The following is a 6,156-nucleotide window of genomic DNA, read 5'->3' as shown; positions in this document are numbered from 1 at the left end:
ACGGCCGCTTCCATCCCGGTCACGTTCGCCATAGCAAGTATTCTCACAAGATTCGTCGAAACCCCGATTACGGCGATCGGGCACACCCTTAAATGGGAATTGCCTGCTGGTTTTGAGCTGAGACCCTAAACCTCCCCCAAGATTTGAGAGGTTTCCGCCGCCCTCACTCGGCCGCGCTGGATTCCGCCTTGTCGCCGAAACGCCGGATGACATAATCCGAGACGATCTTCTCGAATTCCTGCGCAATGCCCTCGCCGCGCAGGGTCAGGGCCTTCTTGCCGTCGATGAACACCGGGGCCGCCGGGGTTTCGCCCGTGCCCGGCAGCGAAATGCCGATATCGGCATGTTTCGATTCGCCCGGCCCGTTCACGATGCAGCCCATCACCGCTACATTCAGCGCCTCGACGCCCGGATAGACCTTGCGCCATTCCGGCATCCGCTCGCGGATCATCCCCTGGATGTCGCGCGCCAGCTCCTGGAACACGGTGCTGGTGGTGCGCCCGCAGCCCGGGCAGGCGGCGACCAGCGGCACGAAAGTCCGAAAACCCATGGTCTGCAGGATTTCCTGCGCCACCTGCACTTCCAGAGTGCGGTCGCCATTCGGCTCGGGGGTCAGCGAGACGCGGATGGTGTCGCCGATGCCTTCCTGCAACAGGATGCCGAGCGCCGCCGAGGAGGCGACAATGCCCTTCGAGCCCATGCCGGCCTCGGTCAGGCCGAGATGCAGCGCGTAATTCGAGCGCCGCGCCACCATGCGATAGACCGAGATCAGGTCCTGCACGCCCGACACCTTGGCCGAGAGAATGATGCGGTCGCGCTTCAGGCCGATTTCCTCGGCGCGTTCGGCGGAGAGCAAGGCCGAGCGCGTCATGGCCTCGCGCATGACCGCGCGGGCGTCGACCGGATGCGCGGCATGCGCGTTCTCGTCCATCAGCTCGGTCAGCATTTCCTGATCGAGCGAGCCCCAATTGGCCCCGATGCGCACCGCCTTGTCGTGCTTGATCGCCAGTTCGACGATTTCGCCGAACTGCTTGTCCTTCTTTTCCTTGAAGCCGACATTGCCCGGATTGATGCGATATTTCGCCAGAGCCTCGGCGCAGGCCGGATGATCGGTCAGCAATTTATGGCCGATATAGTGAAAATCGCCGACCAGCGGCGCGTAAACGCCCATGGCGTCCAGCTTCTCGCGGATTTTCGGCACGGCGGCGGCGGCCTCGTCGCGATCCACGGTGATGCGGACCAGTTCCGAGCCCGCCTGCGCCAGAGCGGCGACCTGACGCACCGTCGCCTCGATATCGGCCGTATCGGTATTGGTCATGCTCTGCACGACGATCGGCGCGCCGCCGCCGACCACGACCGCGCCCGGACCGGAGCCGACCCGCACCGCCACGCCGTGACGGCGCATCAAAGGTTCGGCCGGGATTTCGGTTTCGCAGAGCGGCGGAAAGGCGTGTTCGGTCATATCAGAGGCCCATGAGCGGCGAAATTGGGCCTTCTATAACAGAGGAATCCGCCTCAGGCGAATTTTGTTCGGCAAGGCGGAATCGGCGAAATTGGCGGCTGCAATTTTCATTGCGCCCTTTATAGTCGCCGCGAAGCTCATTCCGGGCTTCATTTGCATTTTCCGAGCTTCACAGCCAGGAGCCGACCATGTCGCTTGCCGCCAAGACCGCTGTTGTCACCGGATCCACCTCGGGCATTGGCCTCGCCATCGCCCGCGCCTTCGCCAAGGAAGGCGCCAATGTCGTGATCAACGGCTTCGGCGAGGCCGCCGCCATTGAAACCGAGCGCCTCTCGATCGAAAAGGATTTCGGCGTCAAGGCGCTGTATGACGCCGCCGACCTGTCCAAGGGCGACGAGGCCGAGGCGCTGGTCGCCAATGCGGCCAAGGCCTTCGGCTCCGTCGACCTTCTCGTGAACAACGCCGGCATCCAGTTCGTCTCGCCGATCGAGGATTTCCCGGTCGAGAAGTGGAACCAGATCATCGCGATCAACCTGTCTTCGGCCTTCCACACCATTCGCGCCGCCGTGCCGGGCATGAAGGCGCGCAAATGGGGCCGCATCATCAACACCGCCTCGGCCCATTCGCTGGTCGCCTCGCCGTTCAAATCGGCCTATGTCTCGGCCAAGCACGGCATCGCCGGCCTGACCAAGACCGCCGCGCTGGAATTGGCCACCTTCGGCGTCACGGTCAATTGCATTTCGCCGGGCTATGTGTGGACGCCGCTGGTCGAGAAGCAGATTCCCGACACGATGAAGGCCCGCAACCTGACCAAGGAGCAGGTCATCAACGACGTCCTGCTCGCCGCCCAGCCGACCAAGCAGTTCGTCACGGTCGAACAGGTCGCGGCGCTGGCCGTGTTCCTGTCCTCCGATTCGGCCGCCCAGATCACCGGCGCCAATATTTCGATCGACGGCGGCTGGACCGCGGCCTGATCGGAGCGCCGGAGAAACGATGCCAAACGCTGACGCCGACGCCGTGAAGCCCGTCAAGAAAGTCAATCTCGCGCTTCAAGGCGGCGGCGCTCATGGCGCCTTCACCTGGGGCGTCCTCGATTATCTGCTCGAGGACGGCCGCCTTGCCTATGACGGGCTGAGCGGCGCCAGCGCCGGCGCCATGAATGCGGTGAATTTCGCCGAAGGCATGCGCAAGGGCGGAGCGAAGGGCGCGCGCAAGCAGCTCGACGATTTCTGGCGCGCCGCCAGTTTCGATGGCGTATTGCCGGCGATTCAGCGCAATCTGGTCGAGGGCGTGCTGAATTTCTGGAGCCAGACGCCCGCCGCGACCCTGTTGCAGCAGACCTCCAACCTGTTCTCCCCTGCGGAAGTCAATCCGCTGGGGATCAATCCTTTGCGCCACGCCGTGTCCAGCATGGTCGATTTCGACGCCTTGCGCGCCACGGATTCGCTCAAATTGTTCGTCTCAGCCACCAATGTCGAGACCGGCAAGGTCCGCGTCTTCCGGCGGCCCGAAATGACCCTCGACATGGTGATGGCCTCCGCCTGCCTGCCGACCTTGTTCCCGGCCGTGGTGATAGACGGGGTTCCCTATTGGGACGGCGGCTATATGGGCAATCCGGTGCTGTTCCCCTTCTTCACCGAGACGGAAACCACCGACATCATCCTCGTCCAGATCAATCCGATTGTCCGCAAGGGCGTCCCCAAGACCGCCGCCGAGATCATGGGCCGGATCGACGAGATCACCTTCAACGCGCCTCTGTTGCAGGAATTCCGCGCCGTCGATTTCGTCACCCGCCTCATCAAGGCCGGCCGCCTCGAAGGCACCCATTACAAATCGATCCGCCTGCATGTGATCCATGCCGAGGACGAGCTCAACAAGCTTGGCTCCGCCAGCAAATTGAACGCGGATTACGATTTCTTCCGGCACTTGCGCGAGATCGGCCGCAGGGCGGCCAAGAAATTTCTCGACGCCCATTTCGACAGCATCGGCGTGGAGGGCACGCTGGACGTGCAGAACGCGCTCAAAGCCGATACGTCAACCTGCTGAGCGAGCTTGACGCGGCGGCGCGGAAGGGCCTTAACAACGCCGCTCCCGAAACGCCGCGTCAGAGCCCGTCCGCCGGAACCCGTCATGCCGTCGAATCCGAATTTCCTCCTCAGCGTCGATCCCGTCGAGCCGCCGGCGCGGCTGGCGGGCGCGGTCGTCGCGATCGGCAATTTCGACGGCGTGCATCGCGGCCACCGCGCGGTGATCGCGCGGGCGCAGGCGCTGGCGCGGCGACTCGGCCGGCCCTGCGCGCTCCTGACCTTCGAGCCGCATCCGGCCGATTTCTTTGGCCGCGGCGAGCGGATCTTCCGCCTCACCAGCCGCGACGCCAAGGCCCATCGCGCCGCCGAACTCGGCCTCGACGGCATGTTCGTGCTCACCTTCGACCAGGCTTTGGCGAGCCTCGACGCGGAAAGTTTTTTGCGCGAGATTCTGGCGCGGCGACTGGGCGCCGGCGCGGTGGTCGTGGGCTATGATTTCCATTTCGGCGCGCGCCGCTCCGGCACGCCGGCTTTTTTGCGCGAGGCGGGGCCCCGATTCGGGATCGTGGTCGAGATCGTCGACAAGGTGGCGGCCGACGAGGCGGGCTCGCTCGACGCCGTGTCCTCGACCGCCACCCGCGAGGCGCTGACCCGTGGCGACGTGCGCGGCGCCGCCGCTTTGCTCGGCCACCCCTGGTCGCTGACCGGCCCGGTCGTCCACGGCGCCAAGCTCGGGCGCAAGCTTGGCTTTCCCACCGCCAATCTCGCCGTCGACCCGTCCTGCCGGCTGCGCCACGCCATTTACGCTGTCGAGGTCGCCTTCGACGGGCGCCGCCTGAAAGGCGTCGCCAGTTTCGGCCGCCGCCCGACCGTCGACAATGGCCCTCCTTTGCTGGAAGTCTTCCTGTTCGATTTCGCCGAAGACCTCTATGGCCGGGAAATCGAGGTGTTCTTCGTCGACTTTCTGCGCCCGGAGCAGAAATTCGACTCGCTCGACGCGCTGGTCGCGCAGATCCGCCGCGACGAGGACGACGCCCGGCGCATTCTCGGGGCCTGACCGTTCGGCGGTCGCGTCTCAGTTTGAATTTCCGGTTCCGACCCGGGGCCAATGCAGCCGGCTGGAGATTCTTTCCTCTCGCCGGAAGCGGCTATAAGTATCCGCCATGTCTAAAACTCTTTTCCTGCCAGGCGCCTCCGGCAGCGCTTCCTTCTGGAAACCAGTTGCCGCCCGCGCGGAATTGAATGGTGTGTTTTTCGCGTGGCCCGGTTTGGGCGTCGAGCCGCCGCAACAGGGCATCGCCGGCGTCGATGACCTGATTGCCCTGGTGGCAAGCGAGATCACAGAGCCCGTCGATATCGTCGCCCAGTCGATGGGCGGCTTGATTGCGATCAAGTTGGCGTTGTCGCTGCCACATCTCGTCAAGCGCCTCGTCTTGGCGGCGACCTCCGGAGGCGTCCCGGTCGCCGATTTGGGCGGATCGGACTGGCGGCCCGACTATTTTGCCGCTTTTCCAGGCGCAGCCTCATGGATCGCCGATCCCGTCAGCGACCTATCGGACGAAATCCGGGCCATCGAGGCGCCGACATTGCTTCTGTGGGGTGATGCAGACCCGATCAGTCCTTTGGCGGTTGGTCAACGCCTGTCCGCTTTGCTCCCATCCTCGCGCCTGTGCATTTTCACAGGCGCGGATCACGACCTCGCGCAAACACATGCCGATGCCGTTGCGGTTGAGGTGAAACGTCACTTATCGGTAGATAGCCAGGACCGCTGGCGCCCGAAGCAGATTGCCTGACTCCGCCCGAAGCGGAAATTTCAATCCGGGACACTCCCCGTTCGGCAAGTCTTCCCGTTCGGCAAGTCTTCCGGCCCGCGCTATAGTCCGCACCTTCGCGCCGGCCGCGATTCGCCGGCGCCGATTTCAAGACGAGGAAGACGATGAGACTTCTAGGCCTGGCGGTCGCGATTTTCGCCATTCTGGTCGGCGTCGCCGGCTATGGCTTTTCCGATCCGACCCTCGACCTGCTCGCGGCGGCGAGCCTCATCGTCGCCTATTGCTGCGAGCGCAGCGGGCCGGTGTCGCGCTTCCTGAAAATCTTTATCGCCTTGTTCTCGGTCGAGACGATCCTGTTCGGCCTCGCCAATATTTCCGGCCAGCTCGGCTATTGGCCCAAGGCGCTGGCCGAGACGCCCATTCCCGCCACCCTGCCGCTCACCGTCGCCATGTTCGCGATCATCGTTTTCGCGGTGTCGCACATCCCCGTCGTGCGCTCGCTGACCCGCATCGCCGACCGGTTTTTTCTGGCCCAGGACGAGACCTCGACCGGGCTCGGGCCGTTCCGCTTCAAGACCACCGAGAGCCGTTTCGCGACGGCGGTGGTGGTCTTTCTCGTGGTGCTGAACCAGGCGCAGGTCGCCATTTCGCTGCGGCTGAACTTCTTCCACCGCGATTTCGGCAACGCCATCCAGGACAAGAACGGCCCGGAATTCTGGCGTCAATTGTTCTGGGTGTTCATGCCCTGGGTGTTCATCCTGATCGGCAGCCTGGTGATCGAATATGTCGTCAGCTCCTATCTCGTCATCCGCTGGCGGCGCTGGCTGACGCAATTCTATATTTCGCATTGGCTGCGCGACCACGCTCACTACCGGATGTCGCTCAGCGGCGGCCC

The 6,156-nt window shown here is 64.1% G+C and carries 5 protein-coding genes and 1 pseudogene; 5 read left to right on the top strand and 1 reads right to left on the bottom strand.

What is annotated here, in order from left to right:
* Positions 1 to 163: 163 nt before the first annotated feature.
* The gene (ispG, locus tag ACE3S9_RS13280; RefSeq protein ID WP_374546947.1) at positions 164 to 1,462 is read right to left on the bottom strand and encodes a flavodoxin-dependent (E)-4-hydroxy-3-methylbut-2-enyl-diphosphate synthase; all 1,299 of its coding nucleotides are present in this window, start codon (positions 1,460 to 1,462) and stop codon (positions 164 to 166) included.
* Positions 1,463 to 1,650: 188 nt separating this feature from the next.
* On the opposite strand from ispG, the gene ACE3S9_RS13275 reads away from it, so the two are divergent.
* The 5 genes and pseudogenes from ACE3S9_RS13275 to ACE3S9_RS13255 all read left to right on the top strand — a co-directional run.
* On the top strand, positions 1,651 to 2,436 hold the full coding sequence (locus ACE3S9_RS13275) for a 3-hydroxybutyrate dehydrogenase (RefSeq protein WP_374546946.1): 786 nt from the start codon (positions 1,651 to 1,653) through the stop codon (positions 2,434 to 2,436).
* 19 nt (positions 2,437 to 2,455) lie between these two features.
* Entirely contained in the window at positions 2,456 to 3,508 is a 1,053-nt protein-coding gene (locus ACE3S9_RS13270) for a patatin-like phospholipase family protein (protein ID WP_374546945.1), read from the top strand.
* An 84-nt stretch (positions 3,509 to 3,592) separates the two neighbouring features.
* On the top strand, positions 3,593 to 4,546 hold the full coding sequence (locus ACE3S9_RS13265; RefSeq protein ID WP_374546944.1) for a bifunctional riboflavin kinase/FAD synthetase: 954 nt from the start codon (positions 3,593 to 3,595) through the stop codon (positions 4,544 to 4,546).
* Between the two features lie 106 nt (positions 4,547 to 4,652).
* Positions 4,653 to 5,282 (top strand): alpha/beta fold hydrolase, encoded by a 630-nt coding sequence (locus ACE3S9_RS13260; protein ID WP_374546943.1) that lies wholly within the window; start codon positions 4,653 to 4,655, stop codon positions 5,280 to 5,282.
* A 143-nt stretch (positions 5,283 to 5,425) separates the two neighbouring features.
* A pseudogene (locus ACE3S9_RS13255) lies at positions 5,426 to 6,156 on the top strand (ABC transporter ATP-binding protein/permease); the annotation flags it as partial.

The sequence above is a fragment of the Rhodoblastus sp. genome (assembly GCF_041915505.1).
Lineage (GTDB): Bacteria > Pseudomonadota > Alphaproteobacteria > Rhizobiales > Beijerinckiaceae > Rhodoblastus.
The sequence above is the reverse complement of the archived record's forward strand: the minus strand, read 5'-3'. Positions and strand labels throughout refer to the sequence as shown.